The 15,028-nt window shown below is 59.9% G+C and carries 12 protein-coding genes; 6 read left to right on the forward strand and 6 right to left on the reverse strand.

The window, feature by feature from the left end; genetic code table 11:
* Positions 1 to 16 precede the first annotated feature (16 nt).
* Positions 17 to 1,030 (forward strand): hydrogenase expression/formation protein HypE, encoded by a 1,014-nt coding sequence (gene hypE / locus AC13C0_RS06265; RefSeq protein ID WP_117620316.1) that lies wholly within the window; start codon positions 17 to 19, stop codon positions 1,028 to 1,030.
* 61 nt (positions 1,031 to 1,091) lie between these two features.
* On the opposite strand, the gene AC13C0_RS06270 is transcribed toward hypE, so the two are convergent.
* Positions 1,092 to 1,733 carry a TetR/AcrR family transcriptional regulator gene (locus tag AC13C0_RS06270; protein ID WP_117618027.1) on the reverse strand — a complete coding sequence of 214 codons (642 nt, stop codon included), beginning with the start codon at positions 1,731 to 1,733 and terminating at the stop codon, positions 1,092 to 1,094.
* 6 nt (positions 1,734 to 1,739) lie between these two features.
* On the reverse strand, positions 1,740 to 2,501 hold the full coding sequence (locus AC13C0_RS06275) for an SDR family NAD(P)-dependent oxidoreductase (RefSeq protein ID WP_117618026.1): 762 nt from the start codon (positions 2,499 to 2,501) through the stop codon (positions 1,740 to 1,742).
* Positions 2,502 to 2,729: 228 nt separating this feature from the next.
* On the opposite strand from AC13C0_RS06275, the gene AC13C0_RS06280 reads away from it, so the two are divergent.
* From AC13C0_RS06280 to AC13C0_RS06295, 4 genes are all read left to right on the forward strand, one after another.
* Positions 2,730 to 3,725, forward strand: a complete 996-nt coding sequence (locus AC13C0_RS06280) for an NADP-dependent oxidoreductase (protein ID WP_117618025.1) — start codon at positions 2,730 to 2,732, stop codon at positions 3,723 to 3,725.
* Positions 3,726 to 3,979: 254 nt separating this feature from the next.
* Positions 3,980 to 5,341, forward strand: coding sequence for a glycine cleavage T C-terminal barrel domain-containing protein (locus AC13C0_RS06285; protein WP_117618024.1), 1,362 nt, complete (start codon positions 3,980 to 3,982; stop codon positions 5,339 to 5,341).
* A gap of 55 nt (positions 5,342 to 5,396) precedes the next feature.
* Positions 5,397 to 6,326 carry a methylenetetrahydrofolate reductase gene (locus AC13C0_RS06290; protein WP_117618023.1) on the forward strand — a complete coding sequence of 310 codons (930 nt, stop codon included), beginning with the start codon at positions 5,397 to 5,399 and terminating at the stop codon, positions 6,324 to 6,326.
* A complete protein-coding gene (locus AC13C0_RS06295; protein WP_341582477.1) occupies positions 6,307 to 8,043 on the forward strand; it encodes a formate--tetrahydrofolate ligase in 1,737 nt (578 codons plus the stop codon). The genes AC13C0_RS06290 and AC13C0_RS06295 overlap by 20 nt, the downstream gene beginning before the upstream one ends.
* On the opposite strand, the gene gbdR is transcribed toward AC13C0_RS06295, so the two are convergent.
* Positions 8,035 to 9,153: a choline metabolism transcriptional regulator GbdR gene (gene gbdR / locus AC13C0_RS06300; protein WP_117618021.1), complete on the reverse strand. Its 1,119-nt coding sequence runs from the start codon at positions 9,151 to 9,153 to the stop codon at positions 8,035 to 8,037. The two genes, AC13C0_RS06295 and gbdR, sit on opposite strands and share 9 nt — an antisense overlap.
* Positions 9,154 to 9,484: 331 nt before the next feature.
* On the opposite strand from gbdR, the gene AC13C0_RS06305 reads away from it, so the two are divergent.
* Complete coding sequence (locus AC13C0_RS06305; protein WP_482954130.1) at positions 9,485 to 10,867, forward strand: L-serine ammonia-lyase; 1,383 nt, start codon at positions 9,485 to 9,487, stop codon at positions 10,865 to 10,867.
* Between the two features lie 26 nt (positions 10,868 to 10,893).
* Here AC13C0_RS06305 and AC13C0_RS06310 read toward each other — a convergent pair whose 3' ends face one another.
* The 3 genes from AC13C0_RS06310 to AC13C0_RS06320 form a co-directional block, all read right to left on the reverse strand.
* Positions 10,894 to 13,464 carry a GcvT family protein gene (locus AC13C0_RS06310; protein WP_482954131.1) on the reverse strand — a complete coding sequence of 857 codons (2,571 nt, stop codon included), beginning with the start codon at positions 13,462 to 13,464 and terminating at the stop codon, positions 10,894 to 10,896.
* Between the two features lie 233 nt (positions 13,465 to 13,697).
* Positions 13,698 to 14,462 (reverse strand): PepSY domain-containing protein, encoded by a 765-nt coding sequence (locus AC13C0_RS06315; RefSeq protein ID WP_341582474.1) that lies wholly within the window; start codon positions 14,460 to 14,462, stop codon positions 13,698 to 13,700.
* Positions 14,459 to 14,989 (reverse strand): FMN-binding protein, encoded by a 531-nt coding sequence (locus AC13C0_RS06320; protein ID WP_341582473.1) that lies wholly within the window; start codon positions 14,987 to 14,989, stop codon positions 14,459 to 14,461. The genes AC13C0_RS06315 and AC13C0_RS06320 overlap by 4 nt, the downstream gene beginning before the upstream one ends.
* Positions 14,990 to 15,028: the final 39 nt, after the last annotated feature.

Raw genomic sequence — 15,028 nt, forward strand, 5'->3', positions numbered from 1 at the left:
CAATCATTGCCCGCCGATGAACGATGACCATGAGGTGGTGAAAATAGCCCACGGTGGTGGCGGCCGGGCCATGGCCCAGCTGCTTGATGGTATTTTTCGTCCGGCGTTTGATAATCCCTGGCTGGCACGGCAACACGACGGCGCCGTGGTCGATATGCCCGGTGCCATGGCGTTCACGACGGACTCCTACGTGGTGCGGCCGCTGTTCTTTCCGGGTTCTGATATCGGTACTATGGCGGTGCATGGCACGGTCAACGACCTCGCCATGTGCGGGGCCAGGCCGCAATACCTGAGTGCCGGTTTTATTCTCGAAGAGGGTTTGCCGCTGGCTACGTTGCGCCGGGTTGTCGATTCCATGGCTGCCGCAGCCCTCGAAGCTGGCGTGCAAATCGTGACCGGCGACCTCAAGGTGGTGGAACGCGGCAAGGCGGATGGTTTGTACATCAACACCGCCGGAGTCGGGCGAGTTGTGGCGCCACAGCCGGTGGCGCCTGCCCGGGTGCGGCCTGGCGACCGGATTCTGCTCAGTGGCGACCTTGGACGCCACGGCGTCGCAGTGATGACTGCGCGGGAGAAGCTTGACCTGGAATCGGCGATTGAGAGCGACTGCGCTTCGGTCGCGCCGCCGGTCCTGGCGTTGCTGGAAGCGGGGGTGGATGTGCATTGCCTTCGTGACCTTACCCGCGGAGGCCTGGCCAGTGCGTTGGTGGAAGTCTCGGAAAGTGCCGGGGTGGCAGCGGAGATCCGTGAGGCCGATATCCCGGTTCGCGAAGATGTGTCTGCCTTTTGCGAGCTGCTGGGGCTGGACCCACTGCATGTGGCCAACGAAGGCCGCTTTATCGCCGTCGTGGCTGAACCGGATGTTGCCCGGGCAGTGGATGTGCTCCGGAGGTACCCGGTGAGCGAGGCGGCCGTTGAAATCGGCCATTTTGTGCAAGGGGCCGCCGGCTTGGTTACGGCTTCCAGTATGATTGGCGCCAGCCGGGTCATCGACAGACTCTCCGGCGAACAGCTGCCCCGTATATGCTGAAGCAAAGGGCCCGGAAGTATTGCTGATCTCGCTGGCTTGTGCTCGAAAACCTGGGCTCAGCTCATGGCTGGGCCACAAAAGCACAGGTCAGTGCCCGAAGATGGCTCCGCAGCGTCGGCTCGAACGCCATTTTGAATACCGTTAACGGCGGTTGTTCCATGGCCTTGCGCGCGGCGGCGGGCGGATGGGTCATATGCCAGCATCCGATCAGCGCCTGTTGGCATTGCATGAGAAAATGAAAACAGGCGGCGTCATCGCGACCGCTGGCGGACTTAATGGGTGCTGCCAGCTGTTGTGATTGTTCCAGTAAGAACAGTTTGAAATCGCGGGCCTCCTGCTCGGTCAGCCCGGTTTCCAGGGCAACGTGTAATATGGCGGTGAGGCCGCAAAAAAGAGGATGCGCGACCAAGAGTCCGGTCAGATCCTCGGGCAACGTCATCGACTCTCTGGATTGCGCCTCGTGCACCACGGCTCTGAAAGCACGCTTGTAGACGGCGATGAACAGCAGCTCTTTGCTCCTGAAATATCGGTACAGCGCAGCCTTGGTCAGCCCACTTGCTGCTGCCACATCGGCTAGTGTCAGCTTGTCATAGCTGCGACTAACGAACAGCTCTGCCGCCGCATCGAGAATCTGCTGTTCCCTTGTGATTTTTTCCGCTTCCGTGCGTGCGCGCTGCTTGCCACCACAAAGCCTGATTGTCATCGTTTCTTACGCCTGTAACCAGCCTGCGAGGCGCCTGGTAATGAGTCGGGGGGAAAGTTTGCCCAACCATACCATCAACCGGTTACGCAGTCCCGGGATGACGATGGCACTGCGGCGTCTGGCCAGTGCTGTGGTTGCCACCGCTTCGGCTGACATGGTGCCGGCTTTGAAGAGCCTGGTGTCCGTCATATTGGCTTCAGCTGCGAACTCTGACGCTGTCGCTCCCGGGCAGAGTGCGCTTACGGCAACGCCTGAGCCTCGTAATTCCTCGTGCAGTGCTTCGGAAAAGGACAATACAAAGGCCTTCGTGGCGTAGTAAATGGCCATGCCGGGCCCCGCCTGAAACGCTGCGGTGGAGGCGACGTTAACGATGAAGCTGTCCCGGTTCTCTTTCAGGTTGGGCAGGAGTTTCCAGGTCAGCGCAACCAGCGATGTCACGTTCACCTGAATCATGTTGAGCTGGCGTTCCAGTGAGAGGTCGCTGAAGCTGCCGCGGTCGCCAAAACCGGCATTGTTGATCAGGCCGGTAAGCTTCCATCCGGCTGAAGTAACGGCCGAGACAACGTTTTCGGCGCCCTCGGCTGTGGCCAGGTCGGCAGCCAGAACCTCGACGGATACGCCGGATCTTTCTGAAAGCTCGGTAGCCAGGGAGGCCAGGCGGTCTTCACGACGGGCCACAAGAATCAGGTTCTGCTTTTCGGCAGCCAGAGCGCGGGCGAACTCTTCGCCTATGCCGGCACTGGCGCCGGTGATGAGCACATAGTTCATGGTGTTTTCCTTATTAAGTGAACGATGGTCACTTAATATACGGCTGTCTCTCTGTTGTGTAAATAACCTTTGGTTACTAAGTTTTGGCGTTCTGGATTAGTCTTTGGGCGTCTTTGAGAAACCCGGCGTGGGCAAGGACTACGGTCGTGCCCTTTTAAGGAAGGGCTCCTGTCCCCATATCAGTGATTATCAACGGTTCTTTCACGCACTGCAGGAGATAGTCAGCCAATGAGTACCTATAAAGCGATTAACCTGGTGAAGCGGCCTGCGGGGACTGTCGGCCCGGAGCTGTTCGAGGTGGTGGAAAACACCGTTCCGGAACCCGCCGAAGGTGAATTTCTGGTCCGGCAGACCTATATGTCTCTCGACCCGGCCATGATGGGCTGGATGAGTGAGGACACCGATAGCTACATTCCCCGGGTGGAGTTGGGTGACGTCATGCGTTCATCGGGCATTGGCGAGGTCGTCGCTTCGAATCACCCGGATTTTGCCGTGGGTGACCAGGTCATGGGGATGTTTGGCTGGCAGGAAATGGCCCTGACGGATGGTACGGGCGTGAACAAGGTGGATAAAAGCCTGCCGCCGGAAATGGTACTGTCGGTTTTTGCCCTGCCCGGTCTGACCGCCACCCAGGGGCTGTATGGTTATGGTGACCCCAAGCCGGGTGAAACCCTGGTGGTATCCGGTGCCGCCGGCTCTGTCGGCTCGATCGTGGGGCAGTTGGCCAGGGCCGATGGTCTGCGGGTTATCGGTGTCGTCGGCAGCGATGAAAAGGCGGACTGGATTGTCAATGAACTGGGCTTCGACGGTGCCGTGAACTACAGGACCGACGACCTGGGCGCGAAACTGGATGAACTGGCCCCGGAGGGTATCGACGTCTACTTCGAGAACACCGGTGGTCCGGTCCAGGACTACGTGTTCGAGCGGATGAATGCGCACGGCCGTATTGTGGTGTGCGGAATGATTGCCGATTACACCTCAGCGAACCCTCGTCCCGGCCCCAACTGGATGCGCATCATCAAGAAACGCCTGTCGATCCAGGGTTTCACCATGCCTGATCATTGGCACAGGACGAAGGAGCTGCACGCCAAGCTCACACCCTATGTTCAGAAGGGACAGATCAAATACCGGACACACGTTCTGGAAGGGTTGGAATCGGCCATGAACGGCCTGAACCTGTTCCTGACCGGCGAGAACAAGGGTAAGTTGATGGTGAAGCTTTAATCCGGCGCGGCTGCTGTTATCCGGCCGCGTGCTGATCGAGGCGCAGCCGGTCGGTGCCAGTAAGGCTGTGAGGCTACGTACTATGGCAAGCGATTTTTTCGGTGGCCTGACACGGGTTATCCAGCGGTGCTTTTCTGGAGCTGCGGCCAACCCTCTGCCGCTTTTAGTCGAATCCGTGTCGTATTGGTTCCTCCCGGAAAACCGAAAGACGGTCACATTAGGGCTATCGACAACCCGGTAAGGGGGAGATAGCAATGGCCGTTAAATTCGAACAAGTACCTCAGGATGATCCGCAACAACGGGCCGGTGCCGCGCGCCAGCCCGACAGCGTCGACCAGTCGGATCGCCGCGTACCCATCAACCTGCGTCAGTCCGGCCCCACGCCGGTGGAGATGCTGATTTCCACACGGGTCCGCAAGTCGCCGTATTGGCACCTGGCCTACGAGGCGGGCTGCTGGCGGGCGACCGTTTACAACCGCATGTACCATCCCCGGGGTTATGTCCGCCCGGAAGACGGTGGTGCCATGGTGGAATACGAGTCGCTGATACACGACGTTACCATGTGGAACGTGGCGGTGGAGCGCCAGATCCAGGTCAAGGGTCCGGATGCGGAGCGCTTCGTGAACTATGTGATCACCCGGGACGCTACCAAGATCAAACCCATGCGGGGCAAGTACGTCATCCTGTGCAACGAGGACGGCGGTATCCTCAATGACCCGGTATTGCTTCGGGTGGCCGAGGACGAATTCTGGTTCTCCCTTTCCGACAGTGATCTGGAATTCTGGCTGCGGGGCGTAAACGTCGGTATGGGCTTCAACGTCAGCATCGCGGAAATCGATGTGGCACCGGTCCAGATCCAGGGTCCCAAGTCCGAGGCACTTATGACGGATCTGTTCGGTGAGGGCGTGAAAGACATTCCCTACTATGGACTGATGGAAGGCCAGGTGGCGGGCCACGATGTCATCGTTTCCCAGACCGGTTTCACCGGAGAGAAGGGTTACGAGATTTACCTCAAGGAAGCGACTAAATACGCCGAGGACCTCTGGTACACAGTGCTTGCGGCCGGTGAACCGCACAACCTGCGGGTGATAGCGCCCGCACACCATCGCCGGATAGCCGCGGGCATTCTTTCCTGGGGCCAGGATGTGGATCAGGAAACCCTGCCATTCCAGTGCAACCTGGCCTACCAGGTGCCGCGCAACAAAGATGCGGATTATATCGGCAAGCAGACGCTGGAGAAGGTTCGTGAGCAGTTGGATGCCGGTCGTCCGCCGTTCAGCCACATTATGGTGGGCATCCGCTTTGGCGGCGGCAAGGTGACTGACTACGCCAATGATTTCTGGCTGATCAGCGGGCCCGATGGTGGCGAGCCGGAGGGCTATGTCACGTCACCCTGGTACTCGCCGGAACTGGAGACGAACATCGCGCTGGCCTATGTGCCGTTTGATCTGAGCAGTATTGGCAGCAGCTTGACCGTGCACCTTCCGGTGGAATATGCCGCGGCGGATGGCTCAACCGCTGTGGAGGCGGAGGTGGTGGAAGTGCCCTTCCGGCCATCGGTGAACCCCAACGCCCGTGAACGGGCCCGGGCGAAGGGTATTGACTTCGCCGACTAGCCTAACGGGAAGGGCAGGCGGTAGCAGGCACCGGCAGCAAGGGGGTACGCGGCTTATGAAACTGGCGAGCGAAAAACAGGCGTCCAACCCGCGCGATGAGGCGGCGGCGGAACGGCTTCGCGCCCTGGTGCGCTCGGCTTCGATTGAGGCGACACCCCGCCAGATACTGGCAGCGGAAGATCTGCCGGACCTGCTGCCCGAGGGCACCTGTGTCTATGTGCCATTCCTGCCAAAAGGGCAATTCAGCGACACTCTGGAAGCCTGCCGGCACCTCCTCAATATGGGCATGCAGCCGATCCCCCACGTACCCGCCCGTATGGCCGAGAGCCGCGGGCAACTGCGGGACTGGTTGGCACAGCTCGATGAGAGCAGGGTTGACCGGTTGCTGCTGATTGCCGGCGACAGCGATGCGGTGGTCGGCCCCTTTCCGGACACTCTGGCGGTGCTTGAATCCGGCTTGTTGGCGCAATTCCGGTTTCGTGGTATTGGCGTGGCTGCCCATCCGGAGGGGCATCCCATGGCGGACCGGGCCACGTTGACCCAAGCCCTGAGCGTCAAGCGTGAATACGCCCGCACCACAGCCACGAGGCTGTGGGTGGTGACCCAGTTCACTTTCGACGCCGAGGTGGTCATCGACTGGCTGCAGAGCCTGGGCAATATCCTGGAAGAGGTGCCTGTCTACATCGGAATGGCCGGGCCGACGCGGGTAAAAACCCTTATTGCCTATGCCGCGCAATGCGGGGTGGGGGCGTCTGCCCGCATGATGCTGCGTCGCCCGGGCAGCGCCAAACTACTGCGCGCCTGGACGCCTGACGGCATGGTGCGAGCGTTGGTCCAGTACTGCCTGGACAACCCGGATACCCTGCTCCGGGGTATTCATCTCTTCCCATTCGGCGGTCTGCGCCAGTCGGCGCAATGGATTCAAGAGCACAGCGGGTCCGTTGAGGGCCAGAGAGGGCAGTTCCATGAGTCTTCAGTACAGTAAACTGACATCCGTAATGCCGGCGATTGCGGAGTTTCCGCCGCCGGGCACCCCGGACATTGAGATCGCCCGCTCGGTCCAGCCCCAGTCCATTCTGCTGTTGGCCCAACAGCGTTTTGGACTGCCGGGTGAAAGCCTTGTGCCTTTCGGTCACTACAAGGCCAAGCTGGATATGGCCTATGTCGATACCTCCGCTACCGCGCCCCGGGGCAAGCTGGTGCTGGTGACCGCCATTACCCCAACCCCGGCCGGCGAGGGCAAGACCACCACCAGCGTGGGGCTGAACGACGGCTTCAACCGCCTGGGTGTGCGTTCTTCCGTGTGCCTGCGGGAGCCGTCCCTCGGCCCCTGCTTTGGTATGAAGGGCGGCGCTGCTGGCGGAGGCCGGGCGCAGGTGATTCCGATGGAAGACATCAACCTGCATTTCAACGGCGACTTCCACGCCATTACCACCGCCCACAACCTGCTGGCATCGCTGATCGACAACCACATTCACTGGGGCAATGAAGCCGGGCTGGACCCACGTTACGTGAGCTGGCGCAGAGTCATGGACCTGACTGATCGCTCCCTGCGCAACATGGTGTGTGGCCTGGGTGGCGCAGCCCATGGTGTGCCCCGGGAAACCGGTTTCGATATCACGGTGTCGTCAGAGATTATGGCTATCCTGTGCCTGGCGGACGGGCGTGCGGATCTGAAGCAGCGATTGGGTAATATCATTGTTGGCCGGCGTTCCGATATGACACCGGTCACCGTTCGTGATCTGGGGGTTGAAGGCGCGCTAACCGTGCTGTTGAAAGAGGCGCTGCAGCCGAACCTGGTGCAGAGTCTGGAGCATAACCCGGTGTTCATCCATGGTGGCCCCTTTGCCAATATTGCTCATGGCTGTAACTCCGTGACTGCCACTCGTGCGGCCCTGGCTCTGAACGACGTTGTGGTGACCGAAGCCGGCTTCGGTGCGGATCTTGGTGCGGAAAAGTTCATTGATATCAAATGCCGGCACACGGGCTTGCGGCCAGACGCCGCCGTGGTGGTCTGCACCATTCGGGCCCTCAAGATGCAGGGTGGTGTCGCCCGGAGCCAGTTGGGCACTCCCAACCTGGCCGCGGTGCGGGACGGTGCCGCCAACCTGGAGCGACACATCCGCAACCTGCAGCAGTTCGGCCTGACCCCAGTGGTGTGCATCAACCGCTTTCCCGGCGATACTGAAGACGAGATGGCGCTGGTGCAGTCCATCAGTGAAGAGCTGGGCGTGAGGGCAGTGCCCGCCGACCACTGGGCAACCGGCGGCGAGGGCGCAACGGAACTGGCCCAGGCTGTGCTCGACCAGATGGACGAAGGCACACCGGAGGTGAAATTCCTCTACGAGGACAGCCTGCCGTTGGCGGACAAGATCCGCACCATAGCCACCCGTATCTATCACGCGGGAAGCGTTGAATTTACAACCCTGGCCAAACAGCAGTTGGAGGAATACGAAAGCCTGGGGTTCGGCCACCTGCCGGTGTGTATTGCCAAGACCCAGTACAGCTTCTCGGCGGACTCGACCGTGAAGGGTGCGCCGTCCGGCCACATGCTGCCGGTCAGGGAAGTGCGCCTCGCCGCTGGCGCCGGGTTTGTGGTAGCGATTTGTGGCGACATCATGACCATGCCGGGCCTGCCCCGCCGTCCCGCGGCACTGGATATCGCCCTTGATGAGAACGGCCTGGTTGTGGGGCTAACCTGAACCGGTGTCCTCGAAAATACCGTAGGTTGGCTCGGTGCGCGCACGTCTCAGTGCCTGCAGGGAAGAGGAAGGCAGACTGGCCATGGTATCGGTCAGGACATTGCCGGCGGGGCCCAGGCCCTGGGAGTAAACTTCCATTCGCTCGTATTTGGGCGCGCGCCCCATGGTTTTGCGATAGCAGCGACTGAAGTGGGTGGCGGAGACAAATCCGCACATGGAGGCAATCTCCACAATGGAGCAGGATGTCTGTTTGAGCAGCCGGCGTGCGCGGTTCAGCCGCACCCGCAGGTAGTAGCGTGAGGGCGTGCAGCCCATGTGCTTGAGGAACAACCTTTCCAGTTGTCGGCGTGATATCCCGGCCAGTGTCGCCAGTTCCTGAAGTTCGATGGGCTCTTCAATGTTGGCTTCCATCAACTGGGCGGCTTCCGCCAGCTTGGGTTGCGCGCGGGCCAGGCCCGGATGCATGGGCATGGGTTGTTGTTCACTTTCCTCCCGTACCCGGTCACAGACAAACATGTGGGAGACCGCGTTGCTGAGTTCCTGGCCATGGCGCCGGGCCAGGAAGCTGAGCATCATGTGCATGGGCACCGTGCCACCGGTGCAGGTCATGCGTTCCCTCTCTACAGTAAACAGGTGGTTGTTGGTCTGGACCCGTGGAAAGCCCTCCTGCATGGCTTCCAGGCATTCCCAGTGGGCGCTGCAGGCGTGGCCGTCCAGCAGGCCGGCACTGGCCAGCACATAAGCGCCGGTACAGACAGCCCCCAGCAGGACATGGCGCCGGGCCATCTGTTTCAGCCAGTTGACTTCCTTGCGGGAGAAACTCCGGGTGACATCAATGCCGGCAACAACGATGACCAGATCGAAGCCGTGCTCTTCCTGAATGGACGCATCCGGCACCATGGTGATGCCGTCACTGGCGCGGGCAGGGCCGCCCTCGGCGGTAAGCAGCTTCCAGGAATAGAGTTCGGCGCCTGCCAGTTGATTGGCCATGCGCAGGGGTTCAACCGCGGTGGCAAGGGCGATCAGAGTGAAGTTGTCGATCAGCAGGAAGCCGACCCGATAGGGCTGCTGGGCGGGCCTGTCTGTGTGCGAGCCGGTATCAGTGGTCATCAGCAACCCCCTTGCCCTGCCTGGGCCAGCTTTGGTGGCCGGTAACGGGATGTCTGTGTCGACCACCCTAACCTGAACACTAGCTGCTGCACTGGCATTGTGCAATAAGTGATCAGCTCCACGTTGGTTTCATTCTAAGGGGGTGGCTAAGGGGTGGCTAAGGGGGTGGCCAGAGTGCCAATGGTTCAGATGCGACACCGGCGATTCCAGGATGGTCTCAACGCCACCTGCCCTGCTGTCGTAAATCATCTTGTCAGTGTCGTCAGAGAGCATGCGGCGGGGCCGCATTGGCGTTATTGTTGGAGTGTGTCCCTCAACAGGAGGCCTGAAATTGGCGATCAGTCTGTTTGAGCTGTTCAAGGTCGGTATTGGCCCTTCCAGTTCCCACACCGTGGGGCCCATGGAGGCGGCACGACGGTTTGCCGGGGCTCTTGTGACCGAAGGGCTGCTTTCTTCCGTTTGCCGGCTCAAGGTGTCCCTGTACGGCTCTCTTGGTGCCACCGGCAAGGGCCATGGCACCGGCCCTGCGGTAATGATGGGGCTGGAGGGCGAACGACCTGACCGGGTCGATCCTGAGGAAATGCCGGCTCGCCTTGAGCGGATTCGCGACTGCGGAATCCTGTCGATCGCAGGGCAACACCCCGTTCGCTTCCGTGAGAATAACGATCTGGTCTATTACCGTCGCAAATCACTGCCTGAACACCCCAACGGCATGGTCTGCCAGGCCTTCGACGGTGAGGGGCAGTGCCTGTACGAAAAAACCTATTACTCGGTAGGCGGTGGGTTCGTGGTGGATGCGACCGCTGATGGCACCCTGAAAGTCCGCGAGGATGATACGCCACAGCCATACCCCTTTAACAGCGCCAAGGCGCTGCTGACGCTGTGTCGGGAGCACGACCTGACCATCGCCGACATCATGCTTGCCAACGAGCAGGCCTGGCGCACGCCGGGTGAGATTCGCAGCGGCATTCTGGAGCTATGGCGGGTGATGAGGGAGTGCGTACAGAGCGGCATTCACCACGAGGGCGAATTGCCCGGTGGTCTCAAGGTCCGGCGCCGGGCCGCGTCGCTGTATCGGTCGCTGATGGACAAGCAGCGGGTGGATCTGATTTCACCGTCCCTGAGTGCGCTGGACTGGATCAATCTCTATGCCCTCGCCGTCAATGAGGAAAATGCCGCCGGGGGGCGGATTGTAACGGCGCCAACCAATGGCGCGGCAGGCGTTGTTCCGGCTGTGCTCCACTATTACTGGGAGTTTTGTCCGCAGGCGAACGAGGAGGGCATTTTGCGCTTCATGCTGACCGCCGGGGCGATTGGCGTGCTGTTCAAGGAAAATGCGTCCATTTCCGGGGCCGAGGTGGGATGCCAGGGCGAGGTTGGTTCGGCCTGCGCCATGGCTGCTGCCGGCCTTGCAGCGGCGACGGGCGGTACCGCGGAACAGGTAGAAAACGCCGCCGAAATTGGCATGGAACATCATCTGGGCATGACCTGTGACCCCATTGGCGGGCTGGTGCAGATTCCCTGCATCGAGCGTAACGCCATGGCCTCGGTGAAGGCCATTGATGCCGCGATTATGGCGCTGCGGGGTGACGGCAAGCATTACGTGTCCCTGGACAAGGTGCTGCACACCATGCGGGAAACCGGCCGCGACATGCTGGACAAATACAAGGAAACCGCCAGGGGAGGGCTGGCGGTCAACATCATCGAGTGCTGACCGCCTTGCCTCTTGTCTGAAACCGGTCAGGATCTGATCCGTTCGTTGTCTGGATCAAACAGCGCCCGGTAACCCACTGCCTCAATGCGGATAGGGTAGTGTTCCTGGAAGTATTCCAGAGTCAGTTCACGGCCTTCCTGGGCGTACTCCGCGGGGATATAACCCAACAGGATGATTTTTCCCACCGAAGGCCCCCAGGCCACGCTGGTGTTGTAGGAGCGGCGGCCGTGGCTGTCCACCAGCACTTCGCCGGTTTGCGGGTCCAGAATCGGCCATTGGCCCACCGGATAGCGCAGCACGCCGTTAGCATCCTGGTGCCCGGTCATGGTCATGGTGCACAGGTAGGCCGATTGCCGGGGCCACTCCCGTTGTTCCAGGTAAGCGGCTTTGCCGTGGAAATCGGCTTCCTTGATCTTGGGCCGTTGCAGTCCGGCCTCGTAAAGGTTGTATTCCGTTTCCAGGTCCACATTCTGCAGCCGCAGGCTTTTCTCCAGGCGCCGCGTGTTGGCGTAAGTTTCGATGCCCACCGGGGTAACGCCGGCGTCGTACAACAGGTCCCAGATTCGCAGGCCGTAACTGAATGGGAAGTAAAGCTCCCAGCCCTGTTCGCCCACATAGGATATGCGGAAAGCCCAGACCGGAACGCCCCGAATGTTCAGTTCCTGCGCGGTGGCAAACGGGAAATTGTCCGCCGACAACTGGTCCGGGTCGGTGACGAACTGCGCCAGGGTCTCCCGGGCCTTGGGACCCCAGAGCCCCAGGGTAGCCAGTTCGTCGGTGCGGTCGTGCAGTTGGATGTTGTCCAGGCCCTTCTCCCGGGCCATGCGGGTGATCCAGCAATAGTCCCGGTGGCCGGTGTCGCCGCCGCAGACGACCCGATAGTCTTTCTCGCCCCGCCGGATGATGGTCAGGTCGGAGCGCACGCCCCCGCGGCTGTCGAGGAAGTGGGTGTAGACGCCTTTGCCATGGGGCGTGGTGCCACCCACCTTGGCCACCGACAGATACTCCAGCAGCGCCTCCGCGTCGTCGCCGGAGATGTCAAAGATGGCGAAATGGGAGAGGTTGATCATGCCCACGGACTCGCTCATCTCCAGTTGCTCGGCGTTGGATACCTCCCAGAAATGCCGGGTGTCCCATTCGTGCTCCCGCACCGGGATACGGTCGCGGTATTTCGCCAGCAGGGTGGGCTCATTGGCGGCGTAACCGTGAGCACGCTCCCAGCCGGCGGCCTCCATAAAGTAAGCGCCCAGTCCAACTTCCCGCAGGTAGAACGGGCTGGTTCGCATCTTGCGGCCGGAGAGGTAGGGCTCACGCGGATGAACCGCCGGGGTGTAGATCTTTTTGGCAGTCTCATAGCAGCGGTTGTACACGAAGTCCGGTGTTTTCTGAAGCGGGTAATGGCGGGCAATATCGATGCTGTGAGGGTCCATCTCCGGGGATCCATGAGTCATCCAGTCCGCCAGTAACTTGCCCGCACCCGGACCGTCCTTGACCCAGACTGCTTCACAGAACCACAGGTTGCGGACTTCCGGGGATTCGCCCATCAGCGAGCCGCCATCCGGCGTGACTGACAGCAAACCATTGAAGGAGTGTTTTTCCTCCCACCCCAGCTCGCCCAGGATCGGGGTCATTTCGATGGCTTTTTCGTAGGCGTCCATGACCTGATCCAGTGAAAGATCCCGCATCGAGGGCGACATCCGCGCATCACCGGGCTCGGCAATGGCGCCAGGGTAGACCAGCCGAGGGTTTTCCGCCTCGTAATAACCCCACTCGATACGGCCACCTTCGGTGGTGGTGGGGTCGCCGGTGTCCCGCACATAGGCGGAGTTGCCCTGGTCGCGGAACAGCGGATAGACGATCTGTTTGCCGGTTCCGGCCAGTTCTTCGTAGGGGCCGAAGAACAGCAGGGGGTGTTCCAGTGGCATCAGAGGCAGAGGCGCATTGGCGGTGTTGGCCATCAACGGCCCCCAGATACCCATGGACAGCACCACGTATTCGGTTTCGATGTAACCCTTGTGGGTTTCAACACCACGCACCTGGCCGTCCTGGACATCAATGCGGATGGCCGGTGTGTAGGCAAAAGCCTGGAGTTTGCCGGTGGCCACGGCTTCTTCCACCAGATCGCCGGCTACGCTCTGGGAGCGGGGTACCACCAGCCCGGCATCCGGGTCCCACATGGCGCCCTGGACCTGGCTTTCCTCCAGCAATGGAAACAGCTCCTTTGCCCGCTTGGGCGAAATCATGCTGACGTTGGTGCCGAAGGCTTTCCCGGAACCCACCTTGCGGCGGAGTTCGTCCATGCGCTCGTCGTCATCGACGCGCGCCACTTCCATGCCGCCGCATTTCACGTAATTGCCACGCTTTTCATAAAAGGCCTGGCTGTACTTGGTGGTGTAAATGTTCAGCTTGTCGTGGGAAGTGGTGAAGCAGAAATCCGAGGCGTGGGAGGTGGAGCCGATGTCGGAGGGAATGGCGGATTTTTCCAGCCCTACGATGTCATCCCAGCCCTGCTCGATCAGGTGGTGTGCTACCGAGGAGCCAACGATACCGCCCTGGCCAATGATTACGACTCTTGCACGTTTCGGTAGTTGTGCCATTTTGGTTCCCCTTTGCCTGCAATGAACGCCCTCGCGCTGCCGCATATCGGCCAGGGCCCTGATTCAATGTGGCTCTAATTGCTCAGTGCAGGTGAATCCAATACGACACCGAGTCGTCCAAAAACGGCAGAGGCAGCCCCGAAGAATCCGGGCCACCGGCTGGCCCAATGTGTCAGTTTTTGTCGGAACGACCGGTATTGTGGAGAGATTCTTCGTGGCAATGCAGGGCTGCTTCAGCGCGGGCGACGGTACCAATTAATCAACCCGGAGATGGCTAACAGTAAAATAGCAAGTGCTGATAAGTCAGATACCCAAGGCCCAATGTGCATAATGCGCCCTGAATGAAGATCCAGTAACAACTGTTGCAAAGAGATGCCTTTGCCATGATAAGTATCGAGAAGCTGCGTCCTGACTGCCGCAGGTGTGGCGCGTGGACTTGACCACGTCACCTGCTTATTTGCGGATGGGACCGGAGTCCAGCTCAGAAACGATGCGGTCGTCTTGAATTGGCCGTTTGGCGTGTCAATAAAAAAGGAGTTGTCTTTCGAGCCGAATCTTCGGATACGTTCGGGCAAATTTTCTTGCCCAAGCTGATCAATCAGTACGCCGGTCCGAGTCAACAATATGACCGAACGTGACGTCGCTACGGCTAAAAAATCCGGGCCTTCCGCAATACCCAAAAGAGGACCGTCGATGGTTTGTTCAAGCTTTAATGGTTCCTTGCCGAGATATAGCTGATTGTTCATCCAGCTCACGATTGCACCACTATCGGTGCTGAAGGTAATGATGTCCTGAGGTCCCTTGCTCAGCCCGTACCATCTCAGAAGCGGAGGCCAGGTTAGAACATAGTCATCCATACCGACATCTTTCAAGTGATTGATTGCAGTGCCGGTGGTTGCAATCAATATCAGGAAAAAGGCCGAAACTATACCGATGTAGCGATGCGATAGGAGTAAAAATTTGCGCCGGGTTTGCCGGGAGCGTTTGAAGGAAATCACGGGCCATCTACCAACTGACTGAAATAAAGTGCCAAACGTGCCAACTTCGTGAGCGCGTGGACTGACAAGGTGGCACCAGTGATTCCGTCTATCGGTTGATCGAGCGTTTTGCCGCCCTCAAGTTCAGCGCCTTTGAACTGGTTCGTGAAAACGGGGTATCGAACCTCCCATCCTCTTGTCTCCCGGTACACGAGTACGTCCAGTTTGCGGATGGCATTTTCCTCCACCAGTATACCGACGGTAATCGGACGTGCTTTGCCGACTTCCTCTAGTATCCAGGCAGTCCGTGAACCTTGCTTCCAGTATCGTTCACGTAACGCGGCAGGTGGGTGTCCCAAAATGTCTCCGGCAACCTCTTTTTTTTCGCCTACAACCCAGAGCGCGGCCGGTTCTGGGATATCGCCGACAAACGATTCTCTCAAAAATGCTTGAGGTTCTTTATAAACCTCATCAGCCAAAGCGTGCATGGGAACCGGCAGAAAAGTGAGTAAAAGCAGAAGGTGCACGAGCCTGAGCGGGTAACTCATGAGGACAACCTTATTAATGAATTCTGAGCCAGGCGCGAT

Source organism: Marinobacter sp. B-21, assembly GCF_056857895.1.